The following is a 13768-nucleotide window of genomic DNA, read 5'->3' as shown; positions in this document are numbered from 1 at the left end:
GCCCCTCTCGAGGCAGTACTGCGGACCTCCCCTCCCCCACACGCGGCCGCCGCGCCCCCCACCGCGGCGGCCGCTCCTCCCCCACAGGAGCGCACCTCCATGGCCCGTACGCTGAACCGGCCCGCGTCGCACAAGCGCCGCCGCGGCCCCGTCCCGGCCCTCGCGGCCGGCGCCACCGCCCTGGCCCTGGCCGGCACCGGCCTCGCCCTCTTCGCCGGGGGCGCCAACGCGGCCGCCGGGAACCTCGTCGCCAACGGCGGCTTCGACGGCTCGCTGGGCGGCTGGACCTGTACCGGCTCCGCGAGCGCGGTCACCACTCCGGTCCACTCCGGCTCGGGCGCGCTGCAGGCCGCCCCGGGCGCGGCGGACACCGCCGAGTGCACGCAGACCATCAGCGTGCTGCCCAACACCAGCTACACCCTGAGCGCCTGGGTCCAGGGCCCGTACGTCTACCTCGGTGCGCGCGGCACCGGTGGCACCGACCCGAGCAGCTGGTCCAACCAGAGCAGCTGGAACCAGCTCTCCTCCACCTTCACCACGGGCGCGAACGCCCGCAGCGTCACCGTCTACCTGCACGGCTGGTACGGCCAGAGCGCCTACCTCGCCGACGACGTGGTGCTGAGCGGCCCGGGAGGCACCCCGAGCCCGACCGCCACCCCGACGGTCACCCCCACGCCGACGCCCACGGCGACCGCCACCCCCACGGCGACCACGACGCCGACCGCGACCGCCACCCCCACGGCGACCGCCACGCCGACCCAGACCGCGACGCCGACCCCCACGGCGACCAGCACCGGCAACCCCACCACCGGCCTGCCCAAGCACGTCGTCACCGGCTACTGGCACAACTTCGACAACAAGGGCAACAACCTCCAGAAGCTGAGTGACGTCCAGAGCGCGTACGACATCATCGCGGTGTCCTTCGCCGACGCCGTCGCCAACCGCCCCGGCGCCATCACCTTCAAGCTGGACGCCGAGCTCTCGGCCGGTCTCGGCGGCTACTCCGACGCCCAGTTCCGCGCCGACGTGAAGGCCAAGCAGGCGGCCGGCAAGAAGGTCATCCTCTCCATCGGCGGCCAGAACGGCGCGATCTCGGTCAACGACGCGGCCGCCGCCCAGGCCTTCACCGACAGCGCCTACGCCGTCATCAAGGACTACGGCTTCGACGGCATCGACATCGACCTGGAGAACGGGGTCAACGCGACCCACATGGGCAACGCCCTGCACAGCCTCCAGTCCAAGGTCGGCTCCGGCTTCGTCCTGACGATGGCCCCCGAGACCATCGGGATGTACTCCACCGCGGGCGCCTACTTCCAGCTGGCGCTGAACACCAAGGACATCCTGACCGTCGTCAACACCCAGTTCTACAACTCGGGCGGCATGAACGGCTGCGACGGCAAGGTCTACACCCAGGGCACCATCGACTTCATCACCTCGCAGATCTGCACCCAGATCCAGGGCGGCCTGCGGCCCGACCAGGTCGGCATCGGCGTCCCGGCCTCCACCAAGGCGGCGGGCGGCGGCTACGTCGCGCCGAGCGTCGTCAACAACGCGCTGGACTGCCTGGCCACCGGCAAGAACTGCGGCAGCTTCGTCCCGCCGGCCAAGTGGCCCACCATCCGCGGCGCGATGACCTGGTCCACCAACTGGGACTCCGTCAACGGGAACTCGTTCTCCAACACGGTCGGCCCGTTCGTCCACCAGATGCCGTAACCGAGGACCGCACCCCCCACGGCGCGCCTCCCCTTGAGGGTGGGGCCGGCGCGCCGACGACGGGCCCGCCGTACCGGACCGGTACGGCGGGCCCGTCCGCGTTCCCCGCGGCGGCGGACGGGCCGCCGCGCCTCAGCCGGAGTGCCCGAGCACCGCCACCAGGGTGCCGAGCAGCATGAACGGACCCAGCGGCACCTCCCGGCCGCGCACCGGCCGGCGCCGCACCAGGGCGACCAGCAGGACGCCGACCGACCAGAGCCCGGCCAGCAGCACGAAGGCAACCAGGCCGGACAGCGCGGCGGACCAGCCGTACCGGCCGAGCAGCGCCCCCAGGCCGAGCGCCAGCACGGTGTCCCCCGGGCCCATCCGCCCCAGCTGGACCGGGACTTCGAACAGCACCCCGGCCGAGAGCGCCACCAGCAGGCAGCGCAGCAGCGTCCCCGGACTGCCGTCCACCACTTCCAGCACCGTCAGCAGCAGCGCCAGGCCCGCCGCCAGCGTCCAGGTGAGCGGGTAGGGCAGCCGGTGCACCCGGGCGTCGGTGAAGCCGAGCACCACACCGGGGCCGGCCAGCCAGAGCAGCAGCACCGCGTCCGCCGGGCGGGCGGCGGTGAGCGCGGCGGCGGCCGCGGCGGCGGTGACCGCCTCCACCCGCCACGGGCCCGGGCCGAGGCCGGTCCGGCAGCCCGGACAGCCGCCGGTCGGCGGCAGGCCGCGCAGGGCGCGCCCGCAGGCCGGACAGGCCAGGCACCACGGCTGCTCCTCGGGCACGGCGTAGCGCACCACCAGCCCGCGCAGGGCCGGTGCCACCAGCAGCCCCGCCAGGACCGCCCCCAGCACGATCGCGATCACGGCTTGCCCCCTCCTCCTCCGGTGGCGGTACGATCCGGCGGGTTCCGCTCCGGAACCGACCGGACACCGTCCGCGTCCGACAATGACGGCGCCGCCGATCCCCGGATCCCCGGCGCCGCACCGACCACATCATCCACGGGGGAGAGACACCTTGACGAAGCTTCGGAACACTCTGCGCGCGGCCGCTCCGGTGGCCGCGCTCGCACTCGCGCTGACCGCCTGCGGTCCGGAGAACGACGACCCGGCCGTCACCGCCGCCCCGACCGGCGCCGCGCCCACCTCGGCTGCGGCGAACGCCCCGACGAGCGCCCCGGCGGGCGGGATCACCGCGGCCCCGACCGCCGCCGCCCCGACCTCGGCCCCCGCGGCCGGTGCGGCGGGCGGCGCGGCCGGCGGCGGCAGCCCGACCGCGGGCGGCCTGCCCTCGGCCGCGACCAGCGGCAACCCGATCGGCGGGGCGAGCGGCGGCGGCAGCAAGATCACCTTCGACAACCCGCTCGCGCCCACCGCCACCGGCAGCTACCTCGGCAAGACCAAGGCCGACGTCACCCCGGTCTCGGTGGTCAAGGGCACCGCGGCCGAGATCGCGCCGTACAACTGGAAGCCGGCCGACACCGCGGGGAAGACGCCGTACTACGTGACGGTCAACTTCACCAACCGGACCGGCGCCCCGCTGCAGGACGAGTACTTCATGATGCGGTTCAAGGTGCAGACCGAGCCCAAGGGCACCGGCATCCTGTCCGCCCCCACCGTCCTGCGGTCGATCCCGCAGTGCGACTCCGGCAAGAAGCCGGGCACCCTGGCCGACGGCGAGACCCAGCAGCAGTGTGCCGTCTATCTCGTTCCGGACGGCACCCCGCCGCAGTTCCTCGTCTTCGGTAGCGTTCTGGACACCCAGCCGCTGATCTGGAAGGCCGGCTGAGGCCTCCGCCTCCCGATCGAAGGGGTAGCGGAACAGTAGCGTCCGGGCGGTCCGGCGGGTGTCCCACGACATGCGCCGGGCCGCCCGTTCGTGCCCCTAAAGTAGGCAGGCATGCAGGTCATCCAGTCCAGCAAGCTCGCCAATGTCTGCTACGACATCCGCGGTCCGGTGCTCGAAGAGGCCATGCGGCTGGAGGAACAGGGCCACCGCATCCTGAAGCTCAACACCGGCAATCCGGCGTTGTTCGGCTTCGACGCGCCGCCGGAGATCCTCCAGGACATTCTGCGCAACCTCTCCTCCGCGCACGGGTACGGCGACTCCAAGGGTCTGCTCTCCGCCCGCCGCGCCGTGGTGATGAACTACGAGGAGCGCGGGCTGCACGGCCTGACGGTCGAGGACGTCTTCCTCGGCAACGGCGTCTCCGAGCTGATCCAGCTGGCGATGACCGCGCTGCTGGACGACGGCGACGAGGTGCTCGTCCCCGCTCCGGACTACCCGCTGTGGACGGCCTCCGTCTCGCTGGCCGGCGGCACCGCCGTCCACTACCGCTGCGACGAGCAGTCCGACTGGTACCCGGACCTCGCCGACGTCGAGGCCAGGATCACCGACCGCACCAGGGCGATGGTGGTGATCAACCCGAACAACCCCACCGGCGCGGTCTACCCGCGCGAGGTGCTGGAGGGGCTGGTGGAGATCGCCCGCCGGCACCAGCTGGTGGTCTACGCGGACGAGATCTACGACAAGATCCTCTACGACGACGCCGAGCACGTCCCGCTGGCCACCCTGGCCCCCGACCTGTTCTGCGTCACCTTCAACGGCATGTCCAAGTCCTACCGGGTGGCGGGCTTCCGCTCGGGCTGGATGGTGCTGTCCGGGGACCGCACCCGGGCCCGCAGTTACGTCGAGGGCCTGACCGTGCTGGCCTCGATGCGGCTGTGCGCCAACATGCCGGCCCAGCACGCGGTGGCCGCGGCGCTCGGCGGGCGGCAGTCGATCAAGGACCTGGTGCTGCCCGGCGGACGACTGCTGGAGTCCCGGGACGCCGCATACCGGCTGCTCAACGAGATCCCCGGGGTCAGCTGTGTGAAGCCGAGGGGCGCGCTCTACGCCTTCCCCCGGCTGGACCCGAAGGTCTTCAAGATCAAGGACGATGCCCGGATGGTGCTCGACCTGCTGCGGGCCGAGCGGATCCTGCTGGTCCAGGGCTCCGGCTTCAACTGGCCCGAACCGGACCACTTCCGGCTGGTCACCCTGCCGCGCGCGGAGGAGATCACCGACGCGGTGACCCGGATCGGCGCCTTCCTGAGCGGCTACACCCAGCCGTAGCGCGCCCGGGAGCGGGCTGGTCGGAACATCCGGAAAAAGCGCTACGGCCGGAGCCCCGGTCGGGCGATCTCCTTGGTCGGGGAAAGATCGTCCGTCGGGTCTCCGGCCGTCCTGTCGCTGACCGGTGCGCTCGTTTCGTGCGGCGCACCGGCCTCTCTACCGCTCCTGCTGAGGCTCAGGCTCAGCCGAGGCGGGCGACCAGGTCTCGGTACTCGTCCCACAGCTCGGTGGGCGTGTGCTCACCGAACATCTCCAGGTGGGCCGGGACGAGCGCGGCCTCCTGACGCCAGATGTCGGCGTCGACGGTGAAGAGCAGGTCGAGGTCCTCCTTCGACAGCTCCAGGCCGTCCAGGTCGAAGCCCTCGACGGTCGGCAGCACGCCGATCGGGGTCTCGACACCCTCGCCCTTGCCCTCCAGGCGCTCGACGATCCACTTGAGCACGCGGCTGTTCTCGCCGTAGCCCGGCCAGACGAACTGACCGTCGGCGTTCTTGCGGAACCAGTTCACGTAGTAGATCTTCGGCAGCTTGGCGGCGTCGGCCGAGGCGCCGATCTTCAGCCAGTGGGCGAAGTAGTCGCCCATGTTGTAACCGCAGAACGGGAGCATCGCGAACGGGTCGCGACGCAGCTCACCGACGGTGCCCTCGGCGGCGGCGGTCTTCTCGGAGGCGATGTTGGCGCCCAGGAAGACTCCGTGCTGCCAGTCGCGGGACTCGGTCACCAGCGGGACGGCGGTGGCCCGGCGGCCGCCGAACAGGATCGCCGAGATCGGCACACCCGCCGGGTCCTCCCACTCGGGGGCGATGGTCGGGCACTGCGCGGCCGGGACGGCGAAGCGGGCGTTCGGGTGGGCCGCCGGGGTGCCGGACTCCGGCGTCCAGTCGTCGCCCCGCCAGTCGATCAGGTGGGCCGGCTTCTCGTCGGTGAGGCCCTCCCACCACACGTCACCGTCGTCGGTGAGCGCGACGTTGGTGAAGACGGTGTTGCCCCAGAGGGTGTCGATCGCGTTGGCGTTGGTGTCGACACCGGTGCCCGGCGCGACGCCGAAGAAGCCGGCCTCCGGGTTGATGGCGTACAGGCGGCCGTCGGCGCCGAAGCGCATCCAGGCGATGTCGTCGCCGATCGTCTCGACCTTCCAGCCCGGGATGGTGGGCTGGAGCATCGCGAGGTTGGTCTTGCCGCAGGCCGACGGGAAGGCGGCGGCCGCGTACTTGACCTCGCCCGACGGCGGGGTGAGCTTCAGGATGAGCATGTGCTCGGCCAGCCAGCCCTCGTCACGGGCCATGGTCGAGGCGATGCGCAGCGCGTAGCACTTCTTGCCCAGCAGGGCGTTGCCGCCGTAGCCGGAACCGAAGGACCAGATCTCGCGGCTCTCCGGGAAGTGCGAGATGTACTTGGTGCTGCTGCACGGCCACGGCACGTCCGCCTGGCCCTCGGCCAGCGGGGCACCGACGGTGTGCACGGCCTTGACGAAGTCGCCGTCCTCGCCGAGCTGGTCCAGCACCGCGCGGCCCATGCGGGTCATCACGCGCATCGACACCGCGACGTAGGCGGAGTCGGTGATCTCGACGCCGTACGCGGCCAGCGGGGAGCCGACCGGGCCCATCGAGAACGGGACGACGTACATGGTGCGGCCCTTCATGGCACCGCGGAAGAGGCCCTGCTCGCCGCTGAAGATCTCCCGCATCTCGGCGGGGGCCTTCCAGTGGTTGGTCGGGCCGGCGTCCTTCTCCTGCTCGGAGCAGATGAAGGTGCGGTCCTCGACCCGCGCCACGTCCGTGGGGTCGGACGCGGCGTAGTAGGAGTTGGGTCGCTTGTCCTCGTTGAGCTTCTTGAAAGTGCCCTGGGCGACGAGCAGGTCCGCGAGGCGCTGGTACTCCTCCTCGGAACCGTCGCACCATTCGACGCGGTCCGGCTGGGTGATCTCCGCAATCTCGCGCACCCACGCCAGCAGACGCTGGTGGCGGGTCGGCGCGGCGCTGAGAGCAGCCGAGTTCTCGTTCGACACGATCGCTCCGTTTCACGCCATCCCGGCGGGGAGACGGCGTAGCGGGGGTTGAGGGTGCTTGCAGCGTAGCTCCGCACCTTGGACCGGAACGCGGCGAGAAGGCAAAATTGACGCATCTTTTACTACAGTAAGGATGATTACCAGCCAGTAGCACTGCCTCCCGGGAGCCTTCGACCCCCCGCCGACCCCTGTGCCAATGCTCCAAAACGTCCAAGTCGTGATGAGCGCCACTTCCTACGACTGAGTAACCTACGGATCCGTAGGTAGCGGGTAGCATGCGGCTCATGACTGCTGAGCTCCTGCAGGGCGCGGAGCGCGCGCCGCTCAAGCCGAAGTGGCGCGGCTGGCTGCACGCCGGGATGTTCCCCGCCACCGTGGCCGCCGGGATCGTGCTGATCTGCCTGGCCGAACCCGGGCCCGCGAGAGTCGCGTGCGCGATCTACTCGGCCAGCGCCTGGCTGCTCTTCGGGGTCAGCGCGGTCTACCACCGGTTCACCTGGGGCCCGCGCGGCGACGCGGTCCTGCGCCGGCTCGACCACGCGAACATCTTCCTGATCATCGCCGGCACCTACACGCCGTTCACCATCCTGCTGCTGGACGGCGCCGCCCGGCAGGTGCTGCTCTGGGCGGTCTGGGGCGGTGCGCTGGCGGGGATCGCATTCCGGGTCTTCTGGGTCGGCGCGCCGCGCTGGCTGTACACGCCGGTGTACATCGCGCTGGGCTGGGCCGCCGTGTTCTTCCTGCCGGACTTCCTGCACACGGGCGGGGTCGCGGTGATCGTGCTGATGATCGTCGGCGGGGTGCTCTACAGCATCGGCGGCGTGGTGTACGGACTCAAGCGGCCCGACCCGTCACCGCGCTGGTTCGGCTTCCACGAGGTGTTCCACGCCTTCACCCTCGGGGCCTTCATCACCCAGTACGTCGGCGTCTCACTGGTGGCCTACAGCGCGGCCGGCTGATCCCGGCGCCCCGTGACGGGCGGTCGACCGGTCGTGCGACCGGACGGCCGCCCGTTCCGCCGTCCACTCCCGCACCGGGCGCTCGTGCGGCGCCCGGTCGTGGGACCCGCGTTCGCGCGGCCCGCGCTCGTACGAGCCCTCGCGACGGCGCTCGCGCGACCGGTCGTGGTGGTCGTGACGGTCGTGCGCGTAAGGGGTCCGCGACTGGCGCCCCGCCTGCCGCGCGTCGATCGCCTCGCGGGCCCGGCGGCAGCGCTCGCAGTGCGCGGCGTCCACCGTGCCGCCCGCCGTCCGATGACCCTTGGGCGCCGCCCTTCGGTCCGGCTCGGGCAGCTGGCGGAGCAGCCGCCAGCGGCGGCCCACGTAGACCATCAACAGCAGCACCTCGACCCCGGCGACCAGCAGCACCAGCGCGGCGCCGTTGATCAGATAGGCCGCGACCACGGCCAGCGCCGAGGCAACCACCACTGCGGCGCCCCAGATCTGAGCACCCGACTCCCGATCGGCCATTTCGGCTTCCCCTTCCTGCGCCGGGCTCGTGGTCGGCCCGTGCCGCCCCACCCCTTCTCCGCTCTCGGCACGCACCGGCCCGCACTGACCGACGGCCACATGGTATCTACCGACAGTCACCCGTAACCGCCCAAAGGCGGCGAACGACAGATCAACGTTGCGTCAATTCCCCGTGCGGAACGCGCACTTCCAGGACACATCACGGAGAGTAGTCGACTCGGAAGGCCGGTCGGGCATTGACGGGAGCCATCTTTTGAGAGTTACTTTCATTTGACAGCGACTCCTCTTCGCAGGCCCCGGAGGTTCCCGTGTCCACCCCGCCCACCGACCAGGCCGCCCCGCCCGGGCCGGACCCACGGCGCTGGCTCGCCCTCGTCGCGGTCGCGCTCAGCGTCCTGGTGATCAGCTTCGACATGACGGTCCTGAACGTGGCCCTGCCCACGCTCGCCTCGCAGCTCCGGGCCACCACCGGGCAGCAGCAGTGGATCGTCGACTCCTACACCGTGGTCTTCGCCGCCGTGATGCTCCCGGCCGGGCTGGTCGGCGACCGCTTCGGCCGCCGCTTCACCCTCACCCTGGGCCTCGCCCTGTTCGGCCTCGCCTCCGCCGTCGGCATGCTGGCCGACAGCCCTGGCACCCTGATCGCCGCCCGGGCCGCGATGGGCCTGGCCGGCGCGCTCGTCATGCCGATGTCCATGGCGGTGATCCCCGGCCTCTTCCCGCCCGCCGAGCAGCGCCGGGCCACCGCGATCCTGGCCGCCGCGCTGGCCGTCGGCACCCCGCTCGGCCCGCTGATCGGCGGCTTCCTGCTCCAGCACTTCTGGTGGGGCGCGATCTTCGCGATCAACCTGCCGCTGGTCGTCATCGGCATCACCGCCTGCACCCTGCTGCTGCCGGAGACCCGCAATCCGGCCGCGCCCCGGATCGACCTGCCCGCCACCCTGCTCGGCGCGGGCGGCCTGGCCTCGCTCACCTACGGCATCATCGAGAGCCCCGAACGCGGCTGGAGCGACCCGCTGGTGCTGGGCACGGTCGGCGGGGCGCTGGTCGCCCTCACCGCGCTGGTGCTGCGCAGCCGACGGCAGCGGGACCCGATGCTCGATCTGACCCTGCTCGCCGACGGCGGCTTCCGCTGGTCGACGGTGGCCGCGACGCTGGTGTCGCTGGTGCTGTTCGGCGCCTTCTTCGTCCTCCCGCTGTACTTCCAGAGCGTGCTGGGCGCCGACGCCTTCGGTACCGGCCTGCGGCTGATGCCGATGATGCTCGGCCTGATGGTGGCCGCCCGGCTCAGCGACCGGCTCGTCGCCAGGACCGGCCCCCGGTCGGTGATCGTCCTCGGGCTGGCCCTGCTGGCCGGCGCGCTGCTCCTCGGCAGCCGCACCGAGGTCGCGGACGGCTACGGCCTCGCCGCGGTCTGGCTCACCCTGCTCGGGGTCGGCATGGGCCTCTCCCTGATCACCGCGCAGGCCACCGCCCTGCTCACACTGCCGCCCGCCCGGGCCGGCGTCGGCTCCGGGCTGCTGCAGACCTTCCGGCAGGTCGGCGGCGCGATCGGGGTGGCCGTCTTCGGCAGCCTGCTGGCGGACTCCTACCGGGGGGCACTGGACACCGGCGGACTCGGGGACCATCTCGCCGAGCTGGCCGGGCGCTCGGTGGTCGCCGCCGACACGGTCGCCGCCTCGACCGGCGACTCCGCCCTGGCCGCCTCGGCGCACGGCGCCTATGTGCACGGGATGACGGTCGTGCTGCTGGTCTCGGGGGTGATCGCGGCGCTGTCGGCCGTCCTGGTGGCGCTGCGGATGCCGGCCGCCGAACCGACCGGGGCCGCCACCGAACCGACCGGGGCCGCCGTCGGACAAGCCGGGGCCGCCGCCGAGGACGCCGGGGCCGCCGGACCGGCCGGGCCCGCCCGGGAGCCCGGCGGGCCGGGCGAGGCCGTCGCACCCGCGACCGATCGCGGATAATCGAAGACATGAGCGCACCGCAGTCGGCAACGGCACCTCCGGCCGGACCGGACAACCCGATCCAGGCGATGCTGGAGGCGCCGCTGTCGCTGCGCGAGCGGAAGAAGCTGAAGACCCGCCAGACCATCCGGCGCGAGGCGTACCGGCTGATCGCCGAACAGGGCTACGAGAACACCACGGTCGACCAGATCGCGGCCGCCGCCGAGGTCTCCCCGTCCACCTTCTTCCGGTACTTCGCCACCAAGGAGGACCTCGTCCTCACCGACGAGTACGACCCGGCGATGATCGACGCCCTGCTCGCCCGCCCCGCCGACGAACCGTTCCTGCGGTCCTGCCGGGAGGCCCTGATCGGGCTGCTGCGGCAGCTGCTGGAGCACGAGCGCGAGGAACTGCTCGTCCGGATGCGGCTCACCAAGGACGTGCCCTCGCTGCGCGCCCGGATGATCGACACCGGCAACGAGCCGCAGCGGCTCTACCTCACCGCGCTGACCCGGCGGGCCGGACTGCGGGAGCCCACCTTCGCGATGCGGATCACCGCCGCCGCGATCGGCGCCGCCACCACGGAGACCGTGCTGCAGTGGGCCGAGGGCGGCGGCACCGCGGACATCGCCGAGCTCGTCGACCACGCCTTCGCGGTCCTGGAGCACGGGTTCACCGAGGCGTGACGCACGGCAGGACCGGTGGCCGGGCTCGATGCCCCGCCACCGGTCCGCCGTCCGGGCCGATCCGCTACCCGCGCGGATCCGCCGGGCGCACCACCGCCCGCCGCCGCAGCGCCAGGCCCGCGCCCGCGAGCGCGGTGACGCCCAGGGCCGCGACCGCCGTCACGGCCGGCAACGCGCTGCCGCCGTTCACCGACGTACCGGCGGCCCGCTGGGCGCCGGGCTCGTAGCCGCCGCCCTTGCCCGCCCGGTCGTAGGCCGAGCCGGGCAGCTTGTCGCCGTACCGCTGCCGGACCAGCCCCTGGTACGCGGCCAGGCTCACCCCGGCCTCGCCCACCGAGCGGCGCGCCTCGTCGTCCAGCGGCAGCACCCGGCCGTCCCGCAGCACGTACCAGGCGTTGATCTGCGGCTCGCGGAAGGCCGTACCGCCACCGCCGGCCGCCGCCCGCGCCGCGTAGTCGCTCTCGTCGCCGCCGGTGGCGATGTTGACGACCCGCCAGCCGCCGTTCTGCTTGACCGTCCAGACCGAGGCGACCTGGCCGTCCGCCGCGACCACCTTGCTCGCGGTGAACTCGGCCCGGGCCACCGGGGCGCCCGGCGAGCCGGACACGAAGTCCGCGTCCAGCAGGTAAACCGGCACGGTGTCACCGGCCAGCCTGGGCGCGGCCGCGACCGCGCCCGACGCCTCCTCGGCCGCCCCGACCGTGAGCTGCCCGGTCGACGGGGCACCCTTGCGGGCGAAGAACCGGCCCACCTGGTCCAGCACCGCCGGACTCTGCACCGTGCCGCGGGCCTGGGCCAGCTCCGCCGCGGGCACCGGCTCGGGCACCCCGCCGGGTCCGGCCGCGGAGGCGGCCGGGGCGAGGGCCAGGCCGAGGCCGGCGGCCAGCAGGACGACCGTCGCGCCGCGGACGGCCGCGGCATCACGCATGCTGCTCATGTCGCCCCTCACGCGCCGATCCGGTACAGGGAGTGGGTCCAGGAGAACGTGCCGTTCGACACGTAGTAGTTGTAGTCCGCCCAGTTGTAACGGGTGTTGGACGGCCACGGGTCGCCCCAGTAGACCCAGTTGTTGGAGGTGTCGAACCCGTAGACCACGTGCATGTGGCCGCCGCCGGAACTCCACTGGATCCGGGTCTCGATCGGCCGGTTGGCGTTCACCTCGGTCTGCACCGTGCTGTAGCGCAGATAGCCGGTGACGTAGGAGCCCGGGTTGATGCCGACCCAGCTCAGGCCGTTCTGCACATCGCCCAGCGTGGCCTGGCTGTTGGGGCAGCTCGAGTTGGTCGAACGGCCGAACGCGGCGTTGCAGAACTGGTTCTGGCTGTAGGTGTAGCCGTACCAGGTGGCGATGGTGTTGCCGCTCGCCGCCCAGCACCAGTTGCTCTGCTGTTGCTGCTGCATGGTGATGTTGAGCTTCTTGAAGGTGCCGGCCAGATCGGCCGTGGCACCCGTGGCGGCGGGCTGCACCCGCTGGGCCCGGTTCTGGACGGAGGCGGACGAGGCCGTGGGGGTGGCCTGGGCCGGGGTGACGGCCGCGACGCTGAGCGCCGGGCCGAGGACGCCGAGTGCGAGCACCGAGACGGTGCGGCGCAGGCGTGTCCGTGCGACTGACATGGGGGATTTCCTCCTTGCGACAGGCAGAGGAGTCGAGAGGTGTGGGGGTGCGGTCCGGATCGCGCCACCGAGCATCGCGCTGTTGACATGGCCGGTCAACGCCTCCCGGCGCCCCTTCCGCCGGGTGTGAACGCACCCGCCCCGTTGTGAACGCCGGCCCGGGAACCCCTGCCAGTCACGCCCCGACCGGTGACAAACCCCCCTCCACATGTGAATATTCACGACCGACCGGGCCCGCCCCGTCCGCCACCCGAGGAGGCCGCATGCAGCGGACCGACCACCCCGACCTCGCCACCGCGCTGCGGACCGGCCCGTTCCACCTCGCCCTGCGCACCGCCATCGCCGTCCGGGGCCTCGCCCTGCACCGGGTCCGCGACCACCTCGCGCTGCGCGGCGTCCACATCGGGGTCACCAGCCTCAGCTACTGGCAGCAGGGCCACCGCCGTCCCGAGCGGCCGGAGTCGCTGCGTGCCGTAAGAGAGTTGGAGCGGGTCCTGGACCTCCCCGCGCACTCCCTCACCAGACTGCTGGGCCCCCGGCGCGGCGCACCCGCCGAGCCGGCCGGCCCGCCCGTCCGCCCCTACCGCGACCTCATCAGCCCGGCCACCGCCGTCGACGACCTGCTCACCGAGCTGTCCAGCCCGCGCGACACCGGCCTGCACACCATCACCCACATCGAGCGGATCCGGATCGGCCCCGACCGCCAACTGCTGCGCCGCGACTCCCAGCACGCCCTGCGCGCCCACCGCGACGGGATCGACCGCTACCTCGCCATCCACCAGGGCGACCCCGGCAGCGACATCACCCGGGTCGGGGTGCGCGCCGAGGAGAACTGCCGCCCCGGCCGCATCCGCCGCGACCAGGCGCACGACCTGCTGGTCGCCGAACTCCTGCTGGACCGGCGACTGCGCGCGGGCGACACCCATCTGCTCGGCTACGGCTTCGACGACGCCCTGTCCCCCACCCCCAGCTGCGAGTACGTCCGGGGCTTCAACTCGGGCGCCGGCCAGTACGTCCTCCAGGTCACCTTCCACCCGGCGGCGCTGCCGGTCCGCTGCCACCGCTTCGCCCGCCGCTCCCCCGCCGAACGGCCCTACGAGACCGAGGAGCTGACCCTCGACGGCCACCACTGCGTCCACCTGGTCGCGACCGCCCTGCGGCCCTGCATCCTGGGCATCAGCTGGGACTGGGAGTAGGACGTGCGGCGCCGGCCGCGGCCGTTCCGGCCGACAGTC

Annotated in this window: 12 protein-coding genes; 7 read left to right on the top strand and 5 right to left on the bottom strand. The window is 72.5% G+C overall.

Features of this window, described 5'->3' with window-relative positions:
- Positions 1 to 99 precede the first annotated feature (99 nt).
- Positions 100 to 1713, top strand: coding sequence for a chitinase (locus ACIPYS_RS35230; protein ID WP_400753982.1), 1614 nt, complete (start codon positions 100 to 102; stop codon positions 1711 to 1713).
- Positions 1714 to 1845: 132 nt separating this feature from the next.
- Here ACIPYS_RS35230 and ACIPYS_RS35225 read toward each other — a convergent pair whose 3' ends face one another.
- Complete coding sequence (locus ACIPYS_RS35225; RefSeq protein WP_093860730.1) at positions 1846 to 2565, bottom strand: prepilin peptidase; 720 nt, start codon at positions 2563 to 2565, stop codon at positions 1846 to 1848.
- 151 nt (positions 2566 to 2716) lie between these two features.
- On the opposite strand from ACIPYS_RS35225, the gene ACIPYS_RS35220 reads away from it, so the two are divergent.
- Positions 2717 to 3487: a hypothetical protein gene (locus tag ACIPYS_RS35220; RefSeq protein WP_400753978.1), complete on the top strand. Its 771-nt coding sequence runs from the start codon at positions 2717 to 2719 to the stop codon at positions 3485 to 3487.
- A gap of 111 nt (positions 3488 to 3598) precedes the next feature.
- The gene (locus tag ACIPYS_RS35215; RefSeq protein WP_093860732.1) at positions 3599 to 4813 is read left to right on the top strand and encodes a pyridoxal phosphate-dependent aminotransferase; all 1215 of its coding nucleotides are present in this window, start codon (positions 3599 to 3601) and stop codon (positions 4811 to 4813) included.
- 181 nt (positions 4814 to 4994) lie between these two features.
- Here the strand turns inward: ACIPYS_RS35215 and ACIPYS_RS35210 are convergent, their stop codons facing one another.
- Entirely contained in the window at positions 4995 to 6821 is a 1827-nt protein-coding gene (locus tag ACIPYS_RS35210) for a phosphoenolpyruvate carboxykinase (GTP) (protein WP_093860733.1), read from the bottom strand.
- A gap of 284 nt (positions 6822 to 7105) precedes the next feature.
- On the opposite strand from ACIPYS_RS35210, the gene ACIPYS_RS35205 reads away from it, so the two are divergent.
- Positions 7106 to 7780 (top strand): hemolysin III family protein, encoded by a 675-nt coding sequence (locus ACIPYS_RS35205; protein ID WP_400753973.1) that lies wholly within the window; start codon positions 7106 to 7108, stop codon positions 7778 to 7780.
- Here ACIPYS_RS35205 and ACIPYS_RS35200 read toward each other — a convergent pair.
- On the bottom strand, positions 7751 to 8290 hold the full coding sequence (locus ACIPYS_RS35200) for a hypothetical protein (protein WP_093860735.1): 540 nt from the start codon (positions 8288 to 8290) through the stop codon (positions 7751 to 7753). The two genes, ACIPYS_RS35205 and ACIPYS_RS35200, sit on opposite strands and share 30 nt — an antisense overlap.
- 308 nt (positions 8291 to 8598) lie before the next feature.
- Here ACIPYS_RS35200 and ACIPYS_RS35195 point away from each other — a divergent pair, with 308 nt between their 5' ends.
- Positions 8599 to 10254, top strand: coding sequence for an MFS transporter (locus ACIPYS_RS35195; protein ID WP_400753969.1), 1656 nt, complete (start codon positions 8599 to 8601; stop codon positions 10252 to 10254).
- A gap of 8 nt (positions 10255 to 10262) precedes the next feature.
- Positions 10263 to 10919, top strand: a complete 657-nt coding sequence (locus tag ACIPYS_RS35190) for a TetR/AcrR family transcriptional regulator (RefSeq protein ID WP_400753966.1) — start codon at positions 10263 to 10265, stop codon at positions 10917 to 10919.
- Positions 10920 to 10983: 64 nt separating this feature from the next.
- Here the strand turns inward: ACIPYS_RS35190 and ACIPYS_RS35185 are convergent, their stop codons facing one another.
- Together ACIPYS_RS35185 and ACIPYS_RS35180 are read right to left on the bottom strand one after the other, a co-directional pair.
- A complete protein-coding gene (locus ACIPYS_RS35185; protein ID WP_093860737.1) occupies positions 10984 to 11856 on the bottom strand; it encodes a hypothetical protein in 873 nt (290 codons plus the stop codon).
- 8 nt (positions 11857 to 11864) lie between these two features.
- Complete coding sequence (locus ACIPYS_RS35180) at positions 11865 to 12533, bottom strand: papain-like cysteine protease family protein (protein WP_093860738.1); 669 nt, start codon at positions 12531 to 12533, stop codon at positions 11865 to 11867.
- A 263-nt stretch (positions 12534 to 12796) separates the two neighbouring features.
- Here ACIPYS_RS35180 and ACIPYS_RS35175 point away from each other — a divergent pair, with 263 nt between their 5' ends.
- Positions 12797 to 13729, top strand: coding sequence for a hypothetical protein (locus ACIPYS_RS35175; protein WP_093860739.1), 933 nt, complete (start codon positions 12797 to 12799; stop codon positions 13727 to 13729).
- The last annotated feature ends 39 nt before the right edge of the window (positions 13730 to 13768 follow it).

The organism is Kitasatospora sp. NPDC089913 (genome assembly GCF_044748625.1).
GTDB lineage: Bacteria > Actinomycetota > Actinomycetes > Streptomycetales > Streptomycetaceae > Kitasatospora.
The sequence above is the reverse complement of the archived record's forward strand: the minus strand, read 5'-3'. Positions and strand labels throughout refer to the sequence as shown.

Coding starts and splice junctions, on each gene's coding strand:
- ACIPYS_RS35230 (WP_400753982.1), top strand. CDS start 100: ATGGCCCGTACGCTGAACCGGCCCGCGTCGCACAAGCGCCGCCGCGGC.
- ACIPYS_RS35215 (WP_093860732.1), top strand. CDS start 3,599: ATGCAGGTCATCCAGTCCAGCAAGCTCGCCAATGTCTGCTACGACATC.
- ACIPYS_RS35205 (WP_400753973.1), top strand. CDS start 7,106: ATGACTGCTGAGCTCCTGCAGGGCGCGGAGCGCGCGCCGCTCAAGCCG.
- ACIPYS_RS35200 (WP_093860735.1), bottom strand. CDS start 8,290: ATGGCCGATCGGGAGTCGGGTGCTCAGATCTGGGGCGCCGCAGTGGTG.
- ACIPYS_RS35190 (WP_400753966.1), top strand. CDS start 10,263: ATGAGCGCACCGCAGTCGGCAACGGCACCTCCGGCCGGACCGGACAAC.
- ACIPYS_RS35185 (WP_093860737.1), bottom strand. CDS start 11,856: ATGAGCAGCATGCGTGATGCCGCGGCCGTCCGCGGCGCGACGGTCGTC.
- ACIPYS_RS35180 (WP_093860738.1), bottom strand. CDS start 12,533: ATGTCAGTCGCACGGACACGCCTGCGCCGCACCGTCTCGGTGCTCGCA.
- ACIPYS_RS35175 (WP_093860739.1), top strand. CDS start 12,797: ATGCAGCGGACCGACCACCCCGACCTCGCCACCGCGCTGCGGACCGGC.